20 protein-coding genes are annotated in these 24,359 nt (G+C 60.5%); 14 read left to right on the forward strand and 6 right to left on the reverse strand.

The window, feature by feature from the left end; genetic code table 11:
• Window positions 1-100: 100 nt before the first annotated feature.
• Window positions 101-2,947 carry an RNA polymerase-associated protein RapA gene (rapA, locus tag AC06G5_RS06070; RefSeq protein ID WP_413424473.1) on the reverse strand — a complete coding sequence of 949 codons (2,847 nt, stop codon included), beginning with the start codon at window positions 2,945-2,947 and terminating at the stop codon, window positions 101-103.
• 217 nt (window positions 2,948-3,164) lie between these two features.
• Between rapA and AC06G5_RS06075 the strand changes: the two genes are divergently transcribed.
• From AC06G5_RS06075 to ccoM, 3 genes are all read left to right on the forward strand, one after another.
• Entirely contained in the window at window positions 3,165-3,506 is a 342-nt protein-coding gene (locus AC06G5_RS06075; RefSeq protein WP_413424471.1) for an aspartate-semialdehyde dehydrogenase, read from the forward strand.
• Window positions 3,507-3,606: 100 nt separating this feature from the next.
• Window positions 3,607-3,768, forward strand: a complete 162-nt coding sequence (locus AC06G5_RS06080; protein ID WP_008016476.1) for a hypothetical protein — start codon at window positions 3,607-3,609, stop codon at window positions 3,766-3,768.
• Window positions 3,769-3,913: 145 nt separating this feature from the next.
• On the forward strand, window positions 3,914-4,024 hold the full coding sequence (gene ccoM / locus AC06G5_RS06085) for a cytochrome c oxidase subunit CcoM (protein WP_008016477.1): 111 nt from the start codon (window positions 3,914-3,916) through the stop codon (window positions 4,022-4,024).
• Between the two features lie 275 nt (window positions 4,025-4,299).
• On the opposite strand, the gene AC06G5_RS06090 is transcribed toward ccoM, so the two are convergent.
• Window positions 4,300-5,775, reverse strand: a complete 1,476-nt coding sequence (locus AC06G5_RS06090; RefSeq protein ID WP_413424468.1) for an inorganic phosphate transporter — start codon at window positions 5,773-5,775, stop codon at window positions 4,300-4,302.
• Between the two features lie 376 nt (window positions 5,776-6,151).
• Window positions 6,152-6,352 carry a hypothetical protein gene (locus tag AC06G5_RS06095; RefSeq protein ID WP_007986337.1) on the reverse strand — a complete coding sequence of 67 codons (201 nt, stop codon included), beginning with the start codon at window positions 6,350-6,352 and terminating at the stop codon, window positions 6,152-6,154.
• Between the two features lie 689 nt (window positions 6,353-7,041).
• Here AC06G5_RS06095 and pcaR point away from each other — a divergent pair.
• The 11 genes from pcaR (at window position 7,042) to pcaC (ending at window position 17,911) form a co-directional block, all read left to right on the forward strand.
• Window positions 7,042-7,884, forward strand: a complete 843-nt coding sequence (gene pcaR, locus AC06G5_RS06100; RefSeq protein WP_008016479.1) for a pca regulon transcriptional regulator PcaR — start codon at window positions 7,042-7,044, stop codon at window positions 7,882-7,884.
• Between the two features lie 124 nt (window positions 7,885-8,008).
• Complete coding sequence (pcaK, locus tag AC06G5_RS06105; RefSeq protein WP_480459087.1) at window positions 8,009-9,355, forward strand: 4-hydroxybenzoate transporter PcaK; 1,347 nt, start codon at window positions 8,009-8,011, stop codon at window positions 9,353-9,355.
• A gap of 283 nt (window positions 9,356-9,638) precedes the next feature.
• Window positions 9,639-10,496, forward strand: a complete 858-nt coding sequence (locus AC06G5_RS06110; RefSeq protein ID WP_008016482.1) for a CoA transferase subunit A — start codon at window positions 9,639-9,641, stop codon at window positions 10,494-10,496.
• Window positions 10,496-11,275, forward strand: coding sequence for a CoA-transferase subunit beta (locus AC06G5_RS06115; RefSeq protein ID WP_057400795.1), 780 nt, complete (start codon window positions 10,496-10,498; stop codon window positions 11,273-11,275). Before AC06G5_RS06110 ends, AC06G5_RS06115 begins: the two co-directional genes overlap by 1 nt.
• The gene (gene pcaF / locus AC06G5_RS06120) at window positions 11,272-12,477 is read left to right on the forward strand and encodes a 3-oxoadipyl-CoA thiolase (protein ID WP_413424463.1); all 1,206 of its coding nucleotides are present in this window, start codon (window positions 11,272-11,274) and stop codon (window positions 12,475-12,477) included. The genes AC06G5_RS06115 and pcaF overlap by 4 nt, the downstream gene beginning before the upstream one ends.
• Window positions 12,478-12,514: 37 nt before the next feature.
• Window positions 12,515-13,219, forward strand: a complete 705-nt coding sequence (gene pcaH, locus AC06G5_RS06125; protein ID WP_108216752.1) for a protocatechuate 3,4-dioxygenase subunit beta — start codon at window positions 12,515-12,517, stop codon at window positions 13,217-13,219.
• Window position 13,220: 1 nt separating this feature from the next.
• Complete coding sequence (gene pcaG, locus AC06G5_RS06130) at window positions 13,221-13,787, forward strand: protocatechuate 3,4-dioxygenase subunit alpha (RefSeq protein ID WP_057400792.1); 567 nt, start codon at window positions 13,221-13,223, stop codon at window positions 13,785-13,787.
• Window positions 13,788-13,990: 203 nt separating this feature from the next.
• Window positions 13,991-15,295 carry an MFS family transporter gene (locus AC06G5_RS06135; protein ID WP_413424460.1) on the forward strand — a complete coding sequence of 435 codons (1,305 nt, stop codon included), beginning with the start codon at window positions 13,991-13,993 and terminating at the stop codon, window positions 15,293-15,295.
• Between the two features lie 45 nt (window positions 15,296-15,340).
• The gene (locus AC06G5_RS06140) at window positions 15,341-16,705 is read left to right on the forward strand and encodes a 3-carboxy-cis,cis-muconate cycloisomerase (protein ID WP_480459089.1); all 1,365 of its coding nucleotides are present in this window, start codon (window positions 15,341-15,343) and stop codon (window positions 16,703-16,705) included.
• 11 nt (window positions 16,706-16,716) lie between these two features.
• Complete coding sequence (gene pcaD, locus AC06G5_RS06145) at window positions 16,717-17,508, forward strand: 3-oxoadipate enol-lactonase (RefSeq protein ID WP_413428897.1); 792 nt, start codon at window positions 16,717-16,719, stop codon at window positions 17,506-17,508.
• Window positions 17,509-17,518: 10 nt separating this feature from the next.
• On the forward strand, window positions 17,519-17,911 hold the full coding sequence (pcaC, locus tag AC06G5_RS06150; RefSeq protein WP_008016493.1) for a 4-carboxymuconolactone decarboxylase: 393 nt from the start codon (window positions 17,519-17,521) through the stop codon (window positions 17,909-17,911).
• A 137-nt stretch (window positions 17,912-18,048) separates the two neighbouring features.
• On the opposite strand, the gene AC06G5_RS06155 is transcribed toward pcaC, so the two are convergent.
• The 3 genes from AC06G5_RS06155 to emhB form a co-directional block, all read right to left on the reverse strand.
• Window positions 18,049-19,308, reverse strand: coding sequence for an OprD family porin (locus AC06G5_RS06155; protein WP_413703467.1), 1,260 nt, complete (start codon window positions 19,306-19,308; stop codon window positions 18,049-18,051).
• A gap of 429 nt (window positions 19,309-19,737) precedes the next feature.
• A complete protein-coding gene (emhC, locus tag AC06G5_RS06160; protein WP_413428480.1) occupies window positions 19,738-21,198 on the reverse strand; it encodes an efflux RND transporter outer membrane subunit EmhC in 1,461 nt (486 codons plus the stop codon).
• On the reverse strand, window positions 21,198-24,359 hold the full coding sequence (gene emhB / locus AC06G5_RS06165; RefSeq protein ID WP_413428481.1) for an efflux RND transporter permease subunit EmhB: 3,162 nt from the start codon (window positions 24,357-24,359) through the stop codon (window positions 21,198-21,200). Before emhB ends, emhC begins: the two co-directional genes overlap by 1 nt.

Consider the following 24,359-nt stretch of genomic DNA (forward strand, 5'->3'; position numbering starts at 1 on the left):
CTTGCCCGCGAAGAGGCCATCACCAGCGCTACAAAGTTCAAATGAATAAAAAGGCCCGCATCACTGCGGGCCTTTTTTTCAGCAAGGTGGAGTAGGGGACTTAACCCGCCACCAACACCCGAATCGCTTCCAGTCGCAGCGCAGCCTTGTCGAGCATGGCCAGGCCTTGCTCGCGTTGTTTGCGCAGGGCAACCAGTTCGCTGTCGCGCACGGTCGGGTTGACTGCTTGCAACGCGGTCAGGCGCGCCAGTTCTTCTTCGGTATCGGCGGCCAGGCGACGCTGCGCCTCGGCGACACGCTCGGTGTGGCGAGGCAGGATCTTCGCTTCGCCGGCATTTATCCGTGGCGTCAGCTGGTCGCGCTGGGCCTGGATGAACTTGTTGGCGCTGGCACGCGGCACGCTTTCGAGTTGATCGTTCAGGGTTTCGAACGAGACGCGGGCCGACAGGTCGTTGCCATTGGGATCGAGCAGGCAGCGCAGGGCGGCCGGCGGCAGGTAGCGGCCCAGTTGCAGCGAGCGCGGGGCGACCACTTCGCTGACATACAACAGTTCCAGCAACACGGTGCCCGGCTTGAGTGCCTTGTTCTTGATCAGTGCCACGGCGGTGTTGCCCATGGAGCCGGACAGCACCAGATCCATGCCGCCCTGAACCATCGGGTGCTCCCAGGTGATGAACTGCATGTCTTCGCGAGACAGCGCCTGGTTACGGTCGTAAGTGATGGTCACGCCTTCGTCGTCGCCCAGCGGGAAGCTGGCGTCGAGCATTTTTTCGCTCGGCTTGAGGATCAGTGCGTTTTCCGAATGGTCTTCGCTGTCGATGCCAAAGGCGTCAAACAGTGTTTCCATGTAGATCGGCAGCGCGAATTGATCGTCCTGCTCAAGGATATCTTCCACCAGTGCATCGCCTTCGCCCGCGCCACCGGAGTTCAGCTCCAGCAAACGGTCGCGGCCGGTGTGCAACTCGGCTTCCAGGCGCTCACGCTCGGTGCGGGCTTCGTCGATCAGCGCTTGCCATTCGACATCGTCTGCTTCTTCGAGCAGCGGCAGCAGGCGCGGGCCGTACTGGTGCTGCAAGGCGTTGCCGGTCGGGCAGGTGTTGAGGAAGGCGTTCAGAGCTTCGTGGTACCACTGGAACAGACGTTCTTGCGGGCTGGTTTCCAGGTACGGCACATGCAGTTCGATGACGTGTTTCTGGCCGATCCGGTCCAGTCGACCGATACGTTGTTCCAGCAGGTCCGGGTGGGACGGCAGGTCGAACAGCACCAGGTGATGGGAGAACTGGAAGTTGCGGCCTTCACTGCCGATTTCCGAACAGATCAGCACTTGCGCGCCAAACTCTTCGTCGGCGAAGTAGGCGGCGGCGCGGTCACGCTCGAGGATGTTCATGCCTTCGTGGAACACCGTGGCCGGGATGCCGGAACGCACGCGCAGGGCGTCTTCCAGGTCCATGGCGGTTTCGGCGTGCGCGCAGATCACCAGCACTTTGGTGCGCTTGAGCATCTTCAGCTGATCGATCAGCCATTCGACACGCGGGTCGAATTTCCACCAGCGTTCTTCTTCGCTGGCATCCGGTTGGGCCTGGAAGCTGACTTCCGGGTACAGCTCGGCGTGATCGCCCAACGGTAGTTCGAGGTATTCGTCCGGGCATGGCAGCGGGTACGGGTGCAGCTTGCGCTCCGGGAAACCCTGCACGGCGGCGCGGGTGTTACGGAACAGCACGCGGCCGGTGCCGTGACGGTCGAGCAATTCGCGCACGAGGCGGGCGCTGGCTTCGGTGTCGCCATCGTTGACGGCGGCCAACAGGGCTTCGCCTTCGTTGCCGAGGAAACCGTGGATGGTCTCGTGTGCTTGCGGCGAAAGACGCCCCTTGTCCAGCAACTCCTGAACGGCTTCAGCCACCGGGCGATAGTTTTCGCTTTCGGCGCGGAAGGCTTGCAGGTCGTGGAAACGGTTCGGGTCGAGCAGGCGCAGACGAGCGAAGTGACTGTCCTGGCCCAGTTGTTCCGGGGTGGCGGTCAACAGCAGCACGCCAGGAATGGTTTCGGCGAGTTGCTCGACCAGCGAGTATTCAGGGCTGACCTGATCTTCGTGCCACACCAGGTGGTGAGCCTCGTCGACCACCAGCAAGTCCCAGCCTGCCGCGAACAGCGCGTCCTGGGCTTTCTCGTCGTCCACCAGCCACTCAAGGGCGACCAGCGCGAGTTGGGTGTCTTCGAACGGGTTGCTGGCATCGCTTTCGATGAAGCGCTCTTCGTCGAACAGTGCAACCTGCAGGTTGAAGCGACGGCGCATCTCTACCAGCCACTGGTGCTGCAGGTTCTCCGGAACCAGGATCAGCACACGGCTGGCGCGGCCCGAGAGCAATTGGCGATGGATCACCAGGCCGGCTTCGATGGTTTTGCCCAGGCCCACTTCGTCGGCCAGCAGAACCCGTGGCGCGATTCGGTCGGCGACTTCGCGGGCAATGTGCAACTGGTGCGCGATCGGTTGCGCACGCACGCCGCCCAAGCCCCAAAGGGAGGACTGCAACTGGCGGCTGGTATGTTCCAGGGTGTGATAACGCAGGGAGAACCAGGCCAACGGGTCGATCTGGCCGGCGAACAGACGGTCACTGGCCAGACGGAACTGGATGAAGTTCGACAGTTGGGTTTCCGGCAGGGTGACCACTTCGCTCTGCCCGTTGAGGCCGTGGTAAACCAGCAGGCCATCAATGTCGTCGACTTCGCGGACGGTCAGTTTCCAGCCTTCGAAGTGAGTGATGGTGTCACCCGGCGAAAAGCGCACGCGGGTAAGAGGCGCATTCCGTAGCGCGTACTGGCGAGTGTCGCCAGTGGCCGGGTAGAGCACGGTCAACAAGCGGCCGTCCTGTGCCAGAACGGTGCCTAATCCCAGCTCGGCTTCGCTGTCACTGATCCAGCGTTGCCCCGGTTGATACTGCTGCGCCATGCTGCCTGACTCCCACCTGAAAAAGCGGGCTATCTTAACGGAATGAGGGCTTCAGGGCCAAAGGACTCTCAGAAAAACTCACAGTCTTACGTTAGCCCACGTATGCATGACGCGCCGCTCGGTGCACTAATGAGTGCCAATTGGGTCACAGTTTGCGACCGATGGCTCAAGTCGCCATCCCCGCAGCCGACAGCCTGCTGACAGGAGACCGAAAATCATGCTGCCACCGATGCTCCCCCTGAGTGCCGTGCCGATCACTTCACAAACCGACCCGATCCGCCAGCGTCCGGATATTCCACCGGTGGTGTCGGTGCAGGAAAGCTCCAGTGAAAGCACCATTGACCTGCAAAAGCGCAATCCTGAAGAGGACGGGGCAGTGCTGCGCGAGGAGCAGCGCCGCAGGCAGGAGCAGGAGCGGCGCCGTCGTGAAGCCGATAATGACCCCGAGGCTCACCTGGCGATTCCCGGCGATGAACTCAATGCCGACAACACCGTACCGGTCGCACCGCTGATGGAAGATCAGCCGCGGCAGGGACTGTGGGTCGATATCGAGATTTGAGTGCAGGCTGGTCAGCGCGGCCGTCAGGCCGCATTATTGGCGGCAGGGTTGCCGAACGCTACGGCGGCTGAAACTCATTTCAAGCGATGCACTGACCGCCATGAGCCAAGACGACAAACTGATTGACCTCAATGCTGAACGCGCCAAGCGTGTTCATGACCTCAATGACAAGCGGCTCAATGAAGTTCGCCAGGCGTTCGAGCAAGCCATGCCATTGGGCAAGGCCAAAAAAAAGCCGAAAAACAAACCGAAAAAACGCTGATCCCCACCCCGCATTCATTGATGCGGGTCAAACTTTTCCCTTCCTCTTGCCCGGTCTCGGGCGACATTGATCCCGGTCAATATTCTGTCCTGCCCGTTTGGTTAACTTAGCCCCATCGCAACAGGGCAAGTTCAGGAGACGCGTCATGTTTTTCGACAACGTGGTGATCGCCGGGGTGCTGACTGTCAGCCTCATGTTGGTTTTTTTTGCAGGATTCGGATTTTTTATCTGGAAGGATTCGCATAAGCGGAAGTAACCGCAGGTCTTTCTGGATGTAATGAGCACGCAAGGCATTTTGGGCAACTTCGGTTGCCCTTTTTTTTGCCTGCGAAAAACTATCGGTAAACACGTAACCCTGTAGGAGCGAGCTCTGCTCGGGATGACTGCAAGAACAACGCGTACATTCAGGCAGCCCGCGTCATCGTTGGCGTCCATCGCGAGCAGAGCTCGCTCCTACAGTGATTTTTTGTGATTGGCGGATATAAAAAAGGCGCGGTCCTTGCGGAGCGCGCCTTTTTCGATGCGGCTGTATCAGCTACCCAGTGCCTTCGAGGCCAGCCAGAACAACCCGGCCGACAGGGCCACGGTGGCTGGCAGGGTCAACACCCAGGCCAGCAGGATGGTTCTGACGGTGCCGCCTTGCAGGCCGCTTTTGTTGGCGACCATGGTGCCCGCTACGCCGGAGGACAGCACGTGGGTGGTGGAAACCGGCAGGCTGAAGATGTTCGCCATGCCGATCAGGCTGGCGGTGGTGATCTGCGCCGACATGCCCTGGGAGTAAGTCATGCCTTGCTTGCCGATCTTTTCGCCAATGGTCAGTACCACGCGTTTCCAACCGACCATGGTGCCCAGGCCCAAGGCCAGTGCTACCGCCAGAATCACCCAGAACGGGGCGTATTCGGTAGTAGTGGTCAGGTCTTTGCGCAGCTTGTCCAGGTCAGCCTTTTCACGCGCCCCGAGAGTTGGCAACTTGCTGACTTTCTTCGCGGTGTCGTCCAGGCAGAGCAGGTAACGACGTACTTCGATGCGGCTTTCCGCCGACAGCGAATGGTAGTCGGCTACACCCTTGAGGGTGTCGAGCAGGGCGGTAATGGTCGGTTCGGTCTGTTGCGGGTTGCAACGGAATTTCTCCGGCAGGTCGCCGTCCAGGCTCTTGCCCAGGGCCAGGAACTCGCCCAGGGTTTCGGAATTGCGCTGGTAGAACTGGCTCAGGTGCAGGGTCGCGTCGCGAGTCCGCTCGATCTGATAGGTCGTGCTGTTCAGGTCGAGGACGAACTGCGCCGGCACGATACCGATCAGGACCAGCATGATCAGGCCGATACCTTTCTGGCCATCGTTGGAACCGTGTACGAAGCTCACGGCCATGGCCGAGATCACCAGTACCAGGCGATTCCAGAACGGCGGGTGTTTTTTGTCGTCGATCTTGCGGCGCTGTTCCGGCGTCTTGTGCATCTTCGACAGCGGACGCCACCATTTAAGACCGATCAGGATCAGCGCGGCGATCAGGAAGCCGGCCATTGGCGAGAACACCAGCGACATGCCGATATCGATCGCCTTTTGCCAGTTCACCCCGTCGGCCAACGGAATTTCGTTGATCAGGGCGTTGGCCAGGCCCACGCCGAGGATCGAACCGATCAGCGTGTGGGAGCTGGAGGCGGGGATACCGAAGTACCAGGTGCCCAGGTTCCAGGTGATGGCTGCGGCGAGCAACGAGAACACCATCGCCAGGCCATGGCCGGTGTTCACATTGATCAGCAGTTCTACCGGCAGCAGGTGGACGATGGCATACGCCACGCCGACCCCGCCCAGCAGCACGCCGAGGAAGTTGAACACACCGGAGAAAAACACCGCCAGGTGAGGCGGCATGGCTTTGGTGTAGATAACGGTGGCCACCGCGTTAGCGGTGTCATGAAAGCCGTTGATGAACTCGAAGGCGAGGACAAAGGCCAGGGCGAGCAAGAGGCTCACAAGCACCCAAGCATCCAGTCCGCTGAATAAATCGATCATGAAGGTTTTCTGACCCGGTCATAAGGGGGCGCGATTATGCCAGAAAAGACTGCTAATCAATGCACTAGCTGCTCATCGGTAACATTCTTCAACGAATTTTTTTGCCGCAGCACCTAAAACCCCAGGGTTTTGCTGTGTTTTTTAAGTGGTTGATTTCGTTGAAAAAATACGCCGTAACAAAACCTTCACGACCCGGGAAGAGGGGCTTGAATGGTTGTACGAAAAATCTGAGAAATAGGTCAGATATCAGAAATCCGCCTGATTCTACGATGGTGATGGCCGCTGCCCGCTTGTAGCGGGCGCGAAAGGCAACATCAATACATCCCGCTTTTAACAGGTGCAGAGGCAGGCCCTTGTAAGGATCAGGCCAAAGCAGTCACGGCTCTTCGGCTTTGAGTTCCTTTTCCATTTTTTGAAGTTCTTGCTGGAAAACCTGATCCTGAACGGTGGCGCGTTTACGCCAGGGTTTGCGTTCCGGTTCGGGTTGAGCGGCGTAAGTGGTGACTTCTCCGCCGTAAACTTCCTTGTAACGTTGTTCCTGGCGCTCTAGTTCCGCGCGCAGTTCGTCTTTCGTCACAGTGCTACCTGATTGAGTTTGGATAAATTCTGGTGAAAACGCGCTGTATCAAATCGACTGATCACGTTCATCGAATGGGCAATGCCCCTCAAGGCATCGTTTTGGCAACGGCGTGATCAATACTTCCATGTCACAGGCGGCTACGACACCAGAGATAAATAGCTGACGTAGCTTCAGTCTCCTGTTTCAGCAAGCGCAATGGCAAGGCTGTGCAATGCGTATCTGGCGCTTGCTACGGGCAACGGCGATGGAACATCGCATTGCCGGGCAGCGGGTTCGGCAAGTAAAAAACCGAAGTGCTACTGAATTGTATTATAGCGGCCGATTTGAAGAACACTATCTCCAAAGAGTTAAAAGTGAATCTTGGTGTGTGACCGTTTTGTTGCTCAAAACTTGCGATTAACTGGAACGTCGACTGATACCACATCGCCGAGATGCCTTTCTGACGCCGTTAAGCCGAACAAGTTTCGGTATTTGGATTGCTTCATTAAGTCCTGTGTCAAGTCGATGTAAACAGCGGTTCGTGAGTCAGCGGAAAACCGGGTATCAGCGGATCGGGTGATTGACAGGGTGGATTGCGATTATCGGTCGAGCGTTCGATAATCGCCCGGAGATGGCGGGCCGGGCTTGAGTGCCAGGCGGTAGCCCTTTGTAATAGTCGCTGATCCGAGTGGGTAAAAGGACCTTGTATGAACGATCAAATGCGCAATTCCTTCGCTTCAGTGGCTCCCCCCATCGTTGCCTCACCGGCCAAACGGATCCAGGCGCTGACCGGCGACCCGGACTTCATGACGTCCCTTGCCCGTGGCCTGGCCGTGGTGCAAGCGTTTCAGGAGCGCAAACGGCACCTGACCATCGCCCAGATCAGTCACCGCACGGAAATTCCCCGCGCCGCCGTGCGACGTTGCCTACACACCTTGATCAAACTCGGCTACGCCACCACCGACGGCCGCACCTATTCGTTGCTGCCCAAAGTGCTGACCCTCGGCCATGCCTATGTGTCATCGACGCCGCTGGCGGTTTCCGCCCAGCCTTACCTGGACCGCATGAGCGAGCAACTGCACGAGGCCTGCAACATGGCCACGCTGGAAGGTGATGACATTCTGTACATCGCCCGCTCTGCGACCACCCAACGCCTGATTTCGGTGGACCTGTCGGTGGGCGGGCGCTTGCCGGCCTATTGCACGTCGATGGGGCGGATTCTGCTGGCCGCGCTGGATGACACTTCGCTGGGCGAATACCTCGATCACGCTGAATTGCAGGCCAAGACCAGCCGTACGATTCACACCCCCGAGGCACTGCTCGAATGCCTGCAAGAGGTGCGGCAGCAAGGCTGGTGCATCGTCGACCAGGAGCTCGAGCAAGGGCTGCGTTCGATTGCCGTCCCGGTGTATGACGCCTCTGGCCAGGTGGTCGCGGCCCTCAATGTCAGCACCCACGCCGGACGAGTCAGCCGCAATGAACTGGAACAGCGTTTTCTGCCCGGCCTGCTGAGTGCCAGTCGCGACCTGAGTACCCAGTTGTTCTCCTAAGCTGTTCGATAAACGCACAGAGTCGCGTTCAGCGAATTGACGCTGTTTCCTGTGGATCATTACTGTCGCGACTGCGTCAGCCCCGGCTGGCCCCTTTTCGACTGTGATCCACGGAATAAAAATAATGAACCAGCCTCAGTCTGCTGTAGGTAACTGCCTCGACGTGCAGTCCTTCATCAACGCTCAACCCATTTCGCGCTACCAGTGGCGGGTGGTGATCCTGTGTTTTCTGATTGTCTTTCTCGACGGCCTCGATACCGCGGCCATGGGCTTCATCGCGCCGGCGCTGTCTCAGGATTGGGGGATCGATCGTGCCAGCCTTGGCCCGGTAATGAGCGCAGCCTTGATCGGCATGGTCTTCGGTGCACTGGGCTCCGGTCCTTTGGCTGACCGCTTCGGGCGAAAAGTCGTACTGGTCGGGGCGGTGTTTCTATTCGGCGCCTTCAGCCTGGCCTCGGCCTACAGCAGCAATGTCGATCAGTTGCTGGTATTGCGCTTCCTGACCGGCCTGGGGTTGGGCGCAGGCATGCCGAATGCCACGACCCTGCTGTCGGAATACACCCCGGAGCGCAAGAAGTCCTTGCTGGTGACCAGCATGTTCTGCGGTTTCAACCTCGGCATGGCCGGCGGCGGATTTATCTCGGCCAAGCTCATTCCGGCCTTTGGCTGGCACAGCCTGCTGCTGATCGGCGGAGTTCTGCCGCTGATCCTCGCCGTCGTTTTGCTGCTTTGGCTGCCGGAGTCGGCGCGTTACCTGGTGGTGCGTAACCGCGGTACGGACAAAGTGCGCAAGGCACTGGCGCCGATTGATCCGACAGTGGTGGCCCAGGCGTCCAGTTTCAGCGTGCCGGAACAGAAAACCGTGAAGGCGCGCAACGTGTTCGCGGTGATTTTCTCCGGCACCTTCAGCGTCGGCACCTTGCTGTTGTGGCTGACCTACTTCATGGGCCTGGTGATCGTTTACCTGCTGACCAGTTGGCTGCCGACGCTGATGCGTGACAGTGGCGCAAGCATGGAGCAGGCCGCCTTCATCGGTGCGCTGTTCCAGTTCGGTGGCGTGTTGAGTGCGGTGGGTGTGGGCTGGGCGATGGACCGGTTCAATCCGCACAAGGTCATTGGCACTTTCTACCTGCTGGCCGGGGTGTTTGCCTACGCGGTAGGGCAGAGCCTGGGCGACATCGCGCTGCTGGCAACGCTGGTGCTGGTGGCCGGGATGTGTGTCAACGGAGCGCAATCGGCAATGCCGTCGCTGGCTGCGCGTTTTTATCCGACTCAGGGGCGGGCCACCGGGGTGTCGTGGATGCTCGGGATCGGTCGCTTCGGCGCCATCCTCGGGGCGTGGATGGGCGCGACGCTGCTGGGGCTGGGCTGGAACTTCGAGCAAGTGCTGACGGCGCTGGTGATTCCGGCGGCGCTGGCGACCACGGCGGTGGTGATCAAGGGCATGGTCAGTCATGCGGATGCGACCTGACAGCCTGATCCGGAATCTCGTGTGTATTTGAAGGCCTCTTCGCGAGCAAGCCCGCTCCCACAGGGATAAGTGTGATCCTTGTGGGAGCGGGCTTGCTCCGGGCGGCGATCCGACGAAGCTTTTTGGGGATAGGTAGCCAGACAACAATGTGTTCGATAATCGAACGCTCAGTCGATTATCGGATTGTTTGGCCTTTTTCAGAAGCTTAACCTTCAGTCATTCCGGCGCTGCGCATCGGCGCCTTCTTCCACTGTCGGTTAACAATAAACGGGAGCCTGCCCCAATGGCTGAAATCCTTTCGCTGCACGACGCGGTGAAGCAATTCGTAAACGACGGCGATACGGTCGCGCTCGAAGGCTTTACCCACCTGATCCCGACGGCGGCGGGTCACGAAATCATTCGCCAGGGCAAGAAAGACCTGACCCTGGTGCGGATGACCCCTGACTTGATCTACGACCAGTTGATCGGTGCTGGTTGTGCCCGCAAGCTGATTTTCTCCTGGGGCGGCAACCCGGGTGTCGGCTCCCTGCATCGCCTGCGTGACGCGGTGGAGAAACAGTGGCCGCATGCGCTGGAGATCGAAGAACACAGCCATGCCGACCTGGCCAATGCCTACGTCGCCGGCGCTTCCGGCCTGCCGTTCGCGGTCCTGCGTGCCTACGCCGGTTCCGACTTGCCGAAGGTCAACCCGCTGATCAAGTCGGTGACTTGCCCGTTCACTGGTGAAGTACTGGCCGCCGTGCCTTCGGTGCGCCCGGACATTACCGTGATTCACGCGCAGAAAGCCGACCGCAAGGGCAACGTGCTGCTCTGGGGCATCCTCGGCGTGCAGAAAGAGGCCGCACTGGCCGCCAAGCGCTGCATCGTCACCGTTGAAGAGATCGTCGACGACCTCAATGCGCCGATGAACGCCTGTGTGCTGCCCACCTGGGCCTTGAGCGCGGTTTGCCACGTACCTGGCGGCGCGCACCCGTCCTACGCCCACGGTTACACCGAACGCGACAACCGTTTCTACCAGGCCTGGGACCCGATTGCCCGCGATCGTGAAACCTTCACCGCGTGGATCAACGAATACATCCACGGCAGCGCTGACTTCAGCGAGTTCCAGGCCAAACTGGCCGCCGCTTCGGAGGCGAAGTAATGACTTACACCACCAATGAAATGATGACTGTCGCCGCCGCTCGCCGTTTGAAGAATGGTTCGGTGTGCTTCGTCGGTATCGGCCTGCCGTCGAAAGCGGCCAACCTGGCGCGCCTGACATCCTCTCCTGATGTAGTACTGATCTATGAATCGGGTCCGATCGGTGCCAAACCAAGCGTACTGCCATTGTCGATCGGTGACGGTGAGTTGGCGGAAACCGCCGACACCGTGGTACCGACTGGCGAGATTTTCCGTTACTGGCTGCAGGGCGGACGCATCGACGTCGGTTTCCTCGGCGCGGCGCAGGTCGACCGTTTCGGCAACATCAACACCACCGTGGTCGGCGATTATCACGCGCCGAAAGTGCGCCTGCCAGGCGCCGGTGGCGCGCCGGAGATCGCCGGTTCCGCCAAGAGCGTGTTGATCATCCTCAAGCAGTCGGCGCGTTCGTTCGTCGATAAACTCGACTTCATTACCTCGGTCGGCCACGGCGAAGGCGGCGATTCGCGCAAGCGTCTCGGCCTGCCGGGCGCCGGCCCGGTCGGGATCATCACCGACTTGTGCATCATGGAGCCGGAGGAGGGTACCCACGAATTCGTGGTCACCGCGCTGCACCCGGGCGTGACCCGCGAGCAAGTGGTCGCCGCCACCGGTTGGGCAATCCGTTTTGCCGACAACGTTGAGCAAACCGCCGAGCCGACCGAGGTCGAACTGACCGCGCTGCGTGATCTCGAAGCCCGTACCGCTGCGGCACACGGCCAAGCCCCGGGAGAAGCGTGATGCGTGACGTTTATATCTGCGACGCGATTCGTACCCCCATCGGCCGTTTCGGCGGTGGCCTGTCGACGGTGCGTGCCGACGACCTGGCCGCCGTGCCGATCAAGGCCTTGATCGAGCGCAACCCATCGGTGGACTGGAACGCGGTGGACGAGGTGTTCCTCGGCTGCGCCAACCAGGCCGGTGAAGACAACCGTAACGTCGCGCGCATGGCGCTGTTGTTGGCGGGGTTGCCGGAAACCATTCCCGGCGTGACCCTCAATCGTCTCTGCGCTTCGGGCATGGATGCCATCGGTACCGCGTTCCGCGCAATCGCCAGTGGCGAGATGGAGCTGGCGATTGCCGGCGGCGTCGAGTCGATGTCCCGTGCGCCGTTCGTGATGGGCAAGGCCGACGCAGCGTTTTCGCGCAACATGAAGCTCGAAGACACCACCATCGGCTGGCGCTTCATCAACCCGCTGATGAAAGCGCAGTACGGCGTGGACGCGATGCCGCAGACCGCTGACAACGTGGCCGACGACTACAAAGTGTCCCGTGAAGATCAGGACGCCTTTGCCTTGCGCAGTCAACAACGCACCGCCGCCGCGCAATCCGCCGGGTTCTTCGCCGAAGAAATTGTCGAAGTACGGATTGCCCACAAGAAGGGTGAAACCGTGGTCAGTCAGGACGAGCATCCTCGCGCCGACACCACCCTGGAAGCCCTGACCAGACTCAAACCGGTCAACGGCCCCGACAAAACCGTCACCGCCGGCAACGCCTCCGGAGTGAACGATGGCGCAGCGGCGCTGATCCTGGCCTCGGCCGAAGCCGTGAAGAAACACGGCCTGACCGCCCGCGCCAAAGTGCTGGGCATGGCCAGCGCCGGTGTCGCGCCGCGGGTGATGGGGATCGGCCCGGTGCCGGCGGTGCGTAAACTGACCGAACGCCTCGGTGTGGCGGTCAGCGATTTCGACGTCATCGAACTCAACGAAGCGTTCGCCAGCCAGGGCTTGGCGGTGTTGCGTGAACTGGGGATCGCGGACGACGCGGCCCAGGTCAATCCGAACGGTGGTGCGATTGCCTTGGGTCATCCGTTGGGCATGAGCGGCGCGCGACTGGTGTTGACCGCGTTGCATCAGCTGGAAAAAACCGGGGGCAAGAAAGGTCTGGCGACCATGTGCGTCGGCGTCGGCCAGGGTCTGGCCTTGGCGATCGAACGTGTCTGACACGTCCCGTCGACTAACAAGAACTGAGGAAAGTGTAATGACTGACAAGCCTGGATACCGTCGCCCGCAGGCGGGCACTCAGCCGGAGTACCTGCACCCGACCTATCAATCCACCAACTTGCGCTCGCCGTCCAAGCCGTTGGTGTTTCTGCCCCATTCGTTGTCGGAAATCACCGGACCGACCATCGGCGCCGAGCGCGTCAACGAGAAGGATAACGACCTGACCGCTCAGCATGAGGGGCAGCCACAGGGTGAGCGCATCATCATTCACGGCCGTGTCCTGGATGAAAACGGTCTACCGGTGCCGGGGATTCTGGTAGAGATCTGGCAGGCCAACGCCGCCGGCCGCTACGCCCATGCTCGCGACCTGCACGACGCACCGCTGGACCCGAATTTCACTGGCACCGGCCGCACCGTGACCGACGCCGATGGCTGGTATCAGTTCCAGACCATCAAGCCTGGCGCTTATCCATGGGGTAACCACCACAACGCGTGGCGCCCGGCGCATATCCATTTCTCGCTGTTCGGGCCGAGTATTCTGACGCGCCTGGTGACGCAGATGTATTTCCCGGGTGACCCGCTGCTGGCGTACGACCCGATCTACAACTGCGTGCCCGATACCAGCGCCAAAGAGCGTTTGATCGCCACGTTCGATCTGGAAAAAACCATCCCTTCCTATGCCCTCGGTTATCGCTGGGACATCGTATTGCGCGGCCGCGATGCCACGCCGATGGAGAAATAAGATGACGCTGACTGCGACCACGTCCCACACCGTCGGGCCGTACTACCACATCGGCCTGACCTGGCTGAACCGCGAAAACCTGACCGTCGAACAAACCCTGGGCGAGCGCGTGGCGATCACCGGGCAAGTGGTCGACGGCAATGGCGACATCGTCAACGACGCGATGCTGGAAGTCTGGCAGGCCAACGCCGCCGGCAAGTATGACCACCCCGAAGACGACCAGGACAAACCCCTGGACCCGAACTTCGAAGGCTTTGGTCGGGTGCCGGTGGATGCCGAAGGACGTTTTCGTTTCACCACCATCAAGCCGGGTACTGTCGAGGGACTCAAAGGCACGACTCAGGCGCCGCACCTGGTGGTGCTGGTGTTTGCCCGTGGCCTGGTGAAGCACTTGCTGACACGGATTTACTTCGATGGCGAAGCGGCGAATGTGAACGATCCGCTGCTGGAGTGCGTGCCGGCCGAGCGTCGGGGTACTTTGCTGGCGAAGAAGGATGCAAGCGGTGTGTACCAGTGGAATGTGATTCTGCAGGGTACCGATGCCGAGACGGTGTTCTTTGATTATTGAGTGAACACCATAAATCCCTGTAGGAGCGAGCTTGCTCGCGAAAAAGGTCTGGGCAACGCGGGCATTCAGGCAGCCCGCGTTATCGCTGACGTCCATCGCGAGCAAGCTCGCTCCTACAAGGGATCGCGTTACCGATCCATCTGTGGAACGGGGCTGTTGCAAAGTGTGTCTAGACTCTCACTGTCCCCATTGAGTGAAAAACAATGACAACGCCAACCGCTACACCCGCGTTATATACCGGCGAAGAGCGCAGAAAACGGATCTTCGCCATTGTCGGCGCCTCGTCCGGCAACCTGGTCGAATGGTTCGACTTCTATGTCTATGCCTTCAGTGCGCTGTATTTCGCGCCGGCCTTTTTCCCCTCCGACAACCCCACGGTGCAGTTGGTCAATACCGCGGGCGTGTTTGCCGCCGGGTTCCTGATGCGACCGATTGGCGGCTGGATTTTCGGTCGGTTGGCAGACAGGCACGGGCGCAAGAATTCGATGTTGATCTCGATTCTGATGATGTGCTTCGGCTCGTTGCTGATCGCTTGCCTGCCGACCTATAGCAGCATCGGGATCTGGGCACCGATCCTGTTGCTGTTTGCGCGTTTGCTCCAGGGCCTGTCGGTAGGTGGCGAGTACGGCACCACCGCCACCTACATGAGTGAAGTCGCCCTCAAGGGGCAGCGCGGTTTCTTCGCTTCGTTCCAGTACGTGACGCTGATTGGCGGGCAACTGCTGGCGGTATTGGTCGTAGTGATCCTGCAACAGTTCCTCAGTGAAGACGAGTTGCGTGCCTACGGTTGGCGGATTCCCTTCGTGGTGGGGGCCATGGCGGCGCTCGTGTCGCTTTATCTGCGTCGTTCGCTGAAAGAAACCACCAGCAAGGAAATGCGCGAGAACAAGGACGCCGGCAGCATCAGCGCACTGTTCCGCGACCATAAAGCCGCGTTCATCACCGTACTGGGTTACACCGCCGGTGGTTCGCTGATTTTCTACACCTTCACCACGTACATGCAGAAGTACCTGGTGAACACCGCCGGCATGCCGGCCAAGACCGCCAGCTACATCATGACCGGCGCGCTGTTCCTCTATATGTGTATGCAACCGGTTTTCGGCATGCTCGCCGACAAGATCGGCCGGCGTAACTCGATGCTCTGGTTCGGCGCCCTCGGCACGCTGTTCACCGTACCGATCCTGTTGAGCCTGAAAAGTGTCAGCAGCCCGTTCCTGGCCTTTGTATTGATTACCCTGGCACTGGCGATCGTCAGTTTCTACACCTCCATCAGTGGCCTGGTGAAAGCCGAGATGTTCCCGCCAGAGGTGCGTGCACTCGGTGTCGGCCTGGCGTATGCGGTGGCGAATGCGATCTTCGGCGGTTCGGCGGAATACGTGGCCTTGAGCCTCAAGGCCGGGGGGATGGAAAACTCCTTCTACTGGTACGTCACGGTGATGATGGCGGTGGCGTTCCTGTTCAGCCTGCGCCTGCCGAAACAAGCCGCGTACCTGCATCACGACCTTTGATCTTTTCGCGCGGGCCGTAGCGGCCCGCGCCTCCAGGAATTGTTTATGAACCAGCGACCGGGCAATCAATTGTTCGATGCCTATTTCACTGCCCGCGATATGCGCGACGTGTTTTGCGATCAGGGTCGGGTCCAGGCCATGCTCGATTTCGAAGCGGCACTGGCCCGGGCCGAAGCGCGGGTCGGGTTGATTCCGTCGAGTGCTGTTGCGCCGATTGAAGCGGCTTGCAGCGCCGGACTTTACGATTTTGCGGCGTTGGGCGAGGCGATTGCCACGGCGGGTAACTCGGCGATTCCGTTGGTCAAGGCGCTGGGCAAGCAGATCGCGGCCACCGATGTCGAAGCCGAACGTTATGTGCATCTGGGCGCGACCAGTCAGGATGTGATGGACAGCGGCCTGGTGTTGCAACTGCGCCGTGCACTGGAACTGATCGAAAGCGATCTGGCGCAACTGGGCCAGACCCTTGCGACGCAGGCCCAACGCTATACGGCCACGCCGCTGGCCGGGCGCACCTGGTTGCAACACGCAACGCCCGTTACCCTCGGCATGAAGATCGCAGGCTGGCTGGGGGCGGTGACGCGCAGTCGCCAACGCCTGGCGGAACTCAAGCCACGACTGCTGGTACTGCAATTCGGTGGTGCATCCGGGACCCTGGCGGCCCTTGGTGAACAGGCCATGCCGATTGCCCGGGCGCTGGCCGAAGAGCTGCAACTGACCTTGCCCGATCAGCCATGGCACACCCAGCGTGACCGCGTGGTGGAGTTTGGGGCGGCACTCGGACTGATCGCCGGCAGTCTCGGCAAGCTCGGTCGCGACATCAGCCTGCTGATGCAAACCGAGGCCGCCGAAGTGTTCGAACCCTCGGCACCGGGCAAGGGCGGTTCCTCGACCATGCCGCACAAACGCAATCCGGTGGGCGCGGCGGTGCTGATCGGCGCGGCGACTCGCGTACCCGGTTTGCTTTCGACGCTGTTCAGCGCCATGCCCCAGGAACACGAGCGCAGCCTCGGCCTGTGGCATGCCGAGTGGGAAACCCTCCCGGAAATCTGCTGCCTGGTGTCGGGCAGCCTGCAGCAGGCGTTGTTGATCGCTCAAGGCCTGGAAGTGGATGCCGGGCGCATGGCTCGCAACCTCGACCTGACCCAGGGGCTGGTACTCGCCGAAGCAGTGAGTATCGTCCTGGCGCAACGGGTTGGGCGCGACACCGCACACCATCTGCTGGAGCAATGCTGCAAACGCGCCGTGGCCGAACAACGTCACCTGCGTGCGGTACTCGGCGACGAGCCGCAAGTAACCGCCGAACTGTCGGCGAAAGAACTCGATCATCTGCTGGACCCCGCCCATTACCTCGGTCAGGCCAAAACCTGGGTCGAGCGGGCGGTGGCTGAACATTCTGCATTGACTGCCTGAAGGAGACTGCTGTGGCTTTTGTACAACTCGCCGAGGGCGAACTGCATTATCAAATTGAAGGACCGGTCGATGCGCCGGTGCTGGTGCTGTCCAACTCCCTGGGCACGGACCTGCACATGTGGGATGCGCAAATTGCAGCGTTCACCGAGCATTTTCGCGTGCTGCGTTTCGACACCCGTGGTCACGGCAAATCCTTGGTGACACCTGGGCCATACAGCATCGAGCAACTGGGCCGCGACGTGCTGGCGTTGCTGGATGCCTTGCACATTGAGCGCGCGCATTTCTGCGGTCTGTCCATGGGCGGGCTGATCGGCCAGTGGCTGGGGATCAATGCCGGCGAGCGCCTGAACAAGCTGGTGGTGTGCAACACCGCAGCGAAAATCGGCGATCCATCGGTATGGAACCCGCGTATCGAAATGGTGCTGCGTGACGGTCAGGCGGCCATGGTCGCCCTGCGCGATGCGTCGATTGCCCGCTGGTTCACCCCGGACTTCTCGGCAGCCAACCCGGCGGCGGCCAAGCAGATTACCGACATGCTGGCGGCGACTTCGCCTGAAGGTTATGCGGCCAATTGCGCAGCTGTGCGCGATGCCGATTTCCGCGATCAGTTGTCCTCGATCAAGGCGCCGCTGCTGGTGATCGCCGGCACTCAGGATGCGGTCACGCCGCCGTCGGGTGGGCGTTTCATTCAGGAGCACGTGCCGGGCGCCGAGTACGCCGAGTTCTATGCCGCGCACCTGTCCAACGTGCAGGCCGGCGCTGATTTCAGCGAACGCGTTCTGGCCTTTTTGAAGGCTCGTTGAGGGAAATTCCGTGGACGAGAAACAACGTTACGACGAAGGCATGAAAGTCCGTCGCGCGGTACTGGGAGACGCTCATGTCGACCGCAGCCTGACCACCCTGACCGAGTTCAACTCGGAGTTTCAGGAGATGATCACCCGCCACGCCTGGGGCGACATCTGGACCCGCGAGGGCCTGCCGCGCCACACCCGCAGCCTGATCACCATCGCCATGCTGATCGGCATGAACCGCGAGGGTGAACTCAAACTGCACCTGCGCGCTGCCGCAAACAACGGTGTCAGCCGTGGAGAGATCAAGGAAGTGATCATGCAGAGTGCGATCTATTGCGGGATTCCGGCAGCCAATGCGACGTTCCACCTGGCCGAGTCGGTGTGGGATGAGTTGGGGGTTGAGTCGCGGGAGTGATTCGCGCGCAGATTTCAAATACACCGAAGAACCAGTGTGGGAGCGGGCTTGCTCGCGAAGGCGGTCTGTCAGTCGAAGTTTTTGTTGGCTGACAGACCGCCTTCGCGAGCAAGCCCGCTCCCACATTTGTTCAGTGTTTACAACAGGCTGATCGGGTAGCTGATGATGACGCGGTTCTCATCGAACTCGTTGTTGCTGTAGTCGCGACGCATGGTCGAGTTGCGCCATTTCACGTTCAGGTCTTTCAGCGCACCGCTCTGCACGGTGTAACCCAGTTCTGATTCACGTCCCCATTCCTTGCCATCGGTGATGCTGCCGGTGTGCACGTTATCGCCACTGATGTAGCGGTTCATCAGGGTCAGGCCCGGTACGCCGAGGGCGACGAAGTTGTAGTCGTGGCGCACTTGCCAGGACTTTTCCCGGGCATTGTCGTAGCTGGAGTTGTAGCTGTCGTTGGCCAGTGTGCCGCCGCTGGTGCCGTTGACCCGCATCCAGGCGTTGTCGCCGGTGAGTTTCTGCAGGCCGACGTAGAACGTGTTGCCGCCGTATTTGGCCGAGAACAAGCCGTACATGGTCTTGTTGTCCAGCTCACTGGCCCGGGCGCTGCCGTCATCCTTGCCGTAGAAGAAACCGAGGTTGGCGCCCAGGGTCCAGTCGCCAAGCGGTTGGCTGTGGATCAGATTGATGAATTGCTGGCTGTAGATGTCCTTGAGCTCGGCGTTCCACAGACCGATCTGGGTACGTTTGTCGTTGAACAGGTATTCACCGCCCTGGAAGTTGAAACGGTCGGAGGTGAACGCGGCTTTGCCGGTCATCGACATGTCGCTCATGCTGCTGTCGTCGCGTGGGCTGTTCTGGCGGAACTGGCCGCCGTAGAGCGTCAGGCCGTTGATTTCCTTTGAGGTGATCTGGCCGCCACGGAAAGTTTGCGGCAACGAGCGACCGTCGTCCGAACGCAGGATCGGCAGCACGGGCATCCATTCGCCAACTTTGATTTCGGTCTGTGACAGCTTCGCCTTGAACGCCACGTTGGTGCGGCCGAAGTTGTCCGCCGGGCGGCCGTCGTGGTCCAGCGGCAGCAATTGCGTACCACCGGTGCCTTTGCCGCCGTCGAGCTTCACCGAATACAAACCGAGCACATCCATGCCGAACCCGACGGTGCCCTGGGTGAACCCGGACTTGGCGTCGAGGATGAAACTCTGTGTCCATTCTTCAGCCTTGCCCTGGGCCTTGGTCGGGTTGGTGAAGTTGCGGTTGATGTAGAAGTTGCGCAGGTTCAGGTTGACCTTGGCGCCTTCGACAAAGCCCGGCTCTTCGGCGCAGGCGGGCAGGGCGGTACTGGCCAGGGCGGCGGCGATCAGGCCGGGAACGAAATATTGCGCGGTGGAAGGCGTCATGGACTCGGGTCTCTCTAATTCTTGGGGATGAAGCGGGGTGATGCCGCAACCCGGGGTTGCAGACGAACATTGGAATTCAGCACAAACGAAGTGGATCAGCCGGAGAGGGCGGGGCGCGGGGGCATGGTGTCGAACCTGTTGTTATTGGTTTTGTGGGTCGGATGGTGAATGGAATGTACTAGATGGTTCAATTGTTAAAAGCAGGTTTTGGGCGATTATCGAACGCAACATTGGCCGGGGATTTGTGTTGTTTGTACTGGCCCTTTCGCGAGCAAGCCCGCTCCCACATTTAACCGGGTTCTTCCAGAAAGAAACGCGGTTGAATGTGGGAGCGGACTTGCTCGCGAAGAGGCCAGTCCGGGCACCACAGTTTTCTCGCAGCCAACAAAAAGCCCACCAAAAGGTGGGCTTCTCGTTTTCACAGCGCTATCAGAAATACTTCATCTTCGGCGCTTCTTCTTTCAACGGCTCGTTCTTCGCCGTCTGTTCGTTCCAGCCACCACCCAGGGCCTTGTACAGGTTGACCTGGCTGACCAGTTGCGCCAGACGGTCGGTGATCAACACCTGTTGCGCACTGAACAGCTGACGCTGGGCATCGAGGAAGGTCAGGTTGCTGTCGACACCGATGCGGTAACGACGCTCGGCCAGGCCGTAGTACGCCTGGTTGGCACTGACGAAATCTTTCTGTGCCTGCAACTGCTGGACGTAGGTCTGGCGGGCGGCCAGGCCGTCGGCGACTTCCTGGAAGGCCGTTTGAATGGACTTCTCGTAATTCGCCACGCTGATGTCTTTCTGGATTTTCGAGTAATCCAGGCTGGCGCTCAGGGCGCCGGCGTTGAAGATCGGCAGGTTGATCTGCGGCTGGAACAGCCAGGTGCCCGAACCACCCTTGAACAGGCCGGACAGGTCCGGGCTCAGGGTGCCGGCATTGGCCGTGAGGCTGATGCTCGGGAAGAACGCAGCCCGTGCCGCGCCGATGTTGGCGTTGGCGGCCTTCAGGTTGTACTCGGCTTGAAGGATGTCCGGACGACGCTGCAGCAGGTCCGACGGCAAGCCGGGCGGAACGTCGCTCAGCAGGTCGTCGTCAAGCGGTTTGGCCGCTTGCAGGTTGGCCGGGACTCCAGTGCCGAGCAGCAGCACCAGGCTGTTCTCGTCCTGGGCGACCTGACGAGTGTACTTGGCCAGTTGCGCACGGGCGTTTTCCACCGAGGTGCGCGACTGCGCCAGGTCCAGGGCCGAAGCGACGCCGACTTCGTTGCTGCGGGCGGTGAGCTTGTAGCTCTCCTCGAAGGTGGCCAGGGTGTCCTGGGTCAGCTTGTACAGTTCCTTGTCGGCCTGCCAGGTCAGGTAGGCGTTGGCCACGCTGGCCACCAGGCTGATCTGCGTGCTGCGACGGCCTTCTTCAGTGGCGAAGTACTTTTGCAACGCTTCTTCGTTCAGGCTGCGAACCCGACCGAACAGGTCGAGTTCATAGGCGCTGACCCCGACCGTGGCCGAGTAGGAACTGGTGATGCCGGCTTTGCCGGTCTGCGAAGCGTCAGCCGGAACGCGCTGACGGCTGCCGGTGCCGTTGGCCGAGACGGCCGGGAACAGATCAGCGCGGGAGATGCGGTACTGAGCCGCAAACGCGTCGATGTTCAGGGCCGCGACACGCAGGTCCCGGTTGTTTTCCAGGGCAACCTGGATCAGCTGTTGCAGCGCCGGGTCATGGAAAAACTGCTTCCAGCCCTGCTCGGCAGCAGCTTGCGCCGGTGCCTGGGCCGGCGAGTACGCCGGGCCCTGCGGGTATTGCCCCGCCACCGGTGCTTCGGGCTGCTGATAATCAGGTATCAGCGAGCAACCACCGAGCACGAAGGCGGCGACTGTCAGGGAGAGTAGCGACTTGCTCATTAGCCAGCCTCTTTAGAAGTTTCAATAGCGTCATCCTGGTCGGCGATTTTACGCTGGCCAATGGACGACACGGTGACGAAGAACAGCGGGACCCAGAAGATCGCCAGCACAGTGGCCGTGATCATACCGCCGATCACGCCCGTACCGATTGCATGCTGGCTACCGGAACCTGCGCCCGTGGATATCGCCAGTGGTACCACACCCAGCACGAAGGCGAGCGAGGTCATGATGATCGGTCGCAGACGCATGCGGCAGGCTTCGATTGCGGCATCGCGCAGGCTACGCCCTTGTTCGTGCAGTTCCTTGGCAAATTCGACAATCAGAATGGCGTTTTTCGCCGCCAGACCGATAGTCGTCAACAGACCTACCTGGAAGTACACGTCGTTGGACAGACCGCGCAGGCTGGTGGCCATCAGTGCACCGATGATCCCCAGCGGTACCACCAACATCACCGCGATCGGAATCGACCAGCTTTCATACAACGCCGCCAGGCACAGGAACACCATCAGCAGCGACAGGGCGTACAGCGCCGGCGCTTGCGAACCGGACAGACGTTCTTCGTACGACAGGCCGGTCCAGGAAATACCGACGCCCGCCGGCAGTTTCTTGGCAATGGCTTCGACCTCGAGCATGGCTTCACCGGTGGAGTAACCCGGTGCCGGGGCGCCGAGGATTTCCATCGCTTCCACGCCGTTGTAGCGAGCCAGTTTCGGCGAACCGTAAATCCACTCGCCCTTGGCGAACGCCGAGAACGGAACCATGGTGCCGCTGGCGTTGCGCACGTACCACTTTTGCAGGTCTTCAGGGCCCATTCGAGCGCCTGGCTTGCCTTGCACGTAAACCTTCTTCACCCGACCGCGGTCGATGAAGTCGTTGACGTAGCTACTGCCCAGGGCAATCGACAGGGTGTTGTTGATGTCGGCGATGGTAATGCCCAGGGCACTGGCCTTCTCGTCATCGATTTCCAGCTGGTATTGCGGTTCGTCGTTCAGGCCGTTCGGACGCACCTGAGTGAGAATCTTGCTTTGTGCGGCCATACCGAGGAACTGGTTGCGCGCTTGCATCAGTTTTTCGTGGCCGATACCGGCGCGGTCCTGCAGGAACACGTCGAAACCGGTGGCGTTACCCAGTTCCAGTACCGCCGGTGGCGCGAAGGCGAATACCATGGCATCGCGGAAGGTGAAGAAGTGCTGCTGGGCACGGGCCGCCACCTTGAACACGTTGTTCTCGGCGTTACGTTCGTCCCAGGGTCTGAGCATGATGAACGCCATACCCGAACTCTGGCCACGGCCGGCGAAGTTGAAGCCGGTCACGGTAAACACCGAGTTCACCGCATCGCCCTCGCCGCCATCCTTGCCCGGGCGCAGCAGGAATTCACGCATTTCATCGACGACCACCTGGGTACGCTGGGCTGTGGAGCCGGCCGGGGTTTGCACTTGGGCGAACAGTACACCCTGGTCTTCCTCAGGCAGGAACGCCGTTGGAATGCGGGTGAACAGCCAGATCATGCCAACCACGATCAGCAGGTACGCCAGCAGATACGGGATCTTGCGCTGCAGGATATTGCCGACACCGCGTTCGTAGCTGCGAACGCCGCGGTCGAAATTGCGGTTGAACCAGCCAAAGAAGCCACGCTTGGGTACGCCGTGCTCGCCTTTCGGGATCGGCTTGAGCATGGTGGCGCAAAGTGCCGGGGTGAAGATCAGCGCGACCAGTACCGACAGGGCCATGGCCGAGACGATGGTGATCGAGAACTGTTTGTAGATCACACCGGTGGAACCGCTGAAGAACGCCATTGGCAGCAGAACCGCCGACAGCACCAGGGCGATACCGACCAGTGCGCCCTGGATCTGGCCCATGGACTTCTTGGTGGCTTCTTTCGGGGACAGGCCTTCCTCGCTCATCACCCGTTCGACGTTTTCCACCACGACGATGGCGTCGTCCACCAGCAAGCCGATGGCCAGCACCATGCCGAACATGGTCAGGGTGTTGATGCTGAAACCGGCGGCCGCGAGGATGCCGAATGTACCGAGCAATACCACCGGCACGGTCATCGTGGTGATGATGGTGGCACGGAAGTTCTGCAGGAACAGGAACATCACCAGGAACACCAGGGCGACCGCTTCGACCAGGGTGTGAACCACGCCCTTGATCGATTCGGTTACGACCGGAGTGGTGTCATACGGGAACACCACTTCCATCCCTTGCGGGAAGAACGGCTTGAGGCTGTCGATGGTCGCGCGCAGGGCCTTGGCGGTATCGAGAGCGTTGGCACCGGTGGCCAGTTTCACGGCCAGGCCGGAAGCCGGGGCACCGTTGAACTGGGCGTTGATGCTGTAGTTCTCGCCCCCCAGACCGACTTCGGCAACATCCCTCAAGCGAACCTGGGAACCATCCTTGTTGACCTTGAGCAGGATCTTGTCGAACTCTTCCGCGGTCTGCAGGCGGGTCTTGCCGATGATCGTCGCGTTCAACTGGGTGCCGGGCAGGGCAGGCAGGCCGCCGAGCTGGCCGGACGACACCTGGACGTTCTGCGCGGCGATGGCGGTTTTGACGTCGATCGGGGTCAGGTTGTAGTTGTTCAGCCTGGCCGGGTCGAGCCAGATGCGCATGGCGTACTGGGAACCGAACACCTGGAAGTCGCCGACACCGGCGGTCCGCGAGATCGGGTCCTGCATGTTCGACACGATGTAGTTGGACAGGTCGTCCTTGGTCATGCTGCCGTCACGCGACACCACGCCGATCACCAACAGGAAGTTCTTCACGGCCTTGGTGACGCGGATACCTTGCTGTTGCACTTCCTGCGGCAGCAGCGGGGTCGCCAGGTTCAGCTTGTTCTGGACCTGAACCTGCGCGGTGTCGGAGTTGGTGCCTTGCTCGAAGGTCGCGGTAATGGTCATGGTGCCGTCGGAGTTACTTTCCGACGAGACATAACGCAGGTGATCGATACCGTTGAGCTGTTGCTCGATCACCTGAACCACGGTGTCCTGAACCGTTTGTGCCGAAGCACCCGGGTAGGCCACGGAGATGGCGATCGCTGGAGGCGCAATGCTCGGGTACTGGTTGATCGGCAACCGGAGGATCGATAGTGCCCCGACCAGCATGATCACCAGGGCAATTACCCAGGCGAAAATCGGACGGTCGATAAAAAATTTCGACAT

Source organism: Pseudomonas sp. WT-JTC, assembly GCF_056711565.1.